This is a genomic window from Bacillus sp. DHT2 (assembly GCF_026241455.1).
GTDB classification, from domain to species: Bacteria; Bacillota; Bacilli; order Bacillales; family Bacillaceae_G; genus Bacillus_A; species Bacillus_A pseudomycoides.
Genome location: NZ_JAPHWH010000077.1, coordinates 1 through 520, shown reverse-complemented (window position 1 = coordinate 520; position 520 = coordinate 1). Strand labels below are relative to the sequence as shown.

The 520-nt window shown below is 45.0% G+C and carries 2 tRNA genes and 1 rRNA gene; all 3 read right to left on the bottom strand.

From position 1 onward, the window contains the following. Positions 1-149 precede the first annotated feature (149 nt). Positions 150-225: transfer RNA gene (locus tag ORL93_RS30965), tRNA-Ala, on the bottom strand. Between the two features lie 8 nt (positions 226-233). Continuing rightward, positions 234-310 (bottom strand) — tRNA-Ile (locus tag ORL93_RS30960). Positions 311-441: 131 nt separating this feature from the next. Continuing rightward, positions 442-520: ribosomal RNA gene (locus ORL93_RS30955) — 16S ribosomal RNA — on the bottom strand; the annotation flags it as partial.

Genomic DNA, 520 nt, shown 5'->3' with positions numbered 1-520 from the left:
TCGGCGTTAGTCCCGTCCTTCATCGACTCCTAGTGTCAAGGCATCCACCGTGCGCCCTTTCTAACTTAACCAAACTAAAATTAAAAAAATATGAGCTACACTGTTATCTAGTTTTCAAAGAACATACCACGCTATATAAAATAGCGTTTTGGTGGAGCCTAGCGGGATCGAACCGCTGACCTCCTGCGTGCAAGGCAGGCGCTCTCCCAGCTGAGCTAAGGCCCCAAATTGTATGGTGGGCCTAAATGGACTCGAACCATCGACCTCACGCTTATCAGGCGTGCGCTCTAACCAGCTGAGCTATAGGCCCATACAAATTGCAGAATTATTTTATATCATATTATCTTTTAAGAGTCAATACGTTTATTGAACTCTCAAAACTAAACGAAAACAAAACACGGAAACTTATATTGATGAACAGCGTTCATCAATTCTCCATAGAAAGGAGGTGATCCAGCCGCACCTTCCGATACGGCTACCTTGTTACGACTTCACCCCAATCATCTGTCCCACCTTAGGC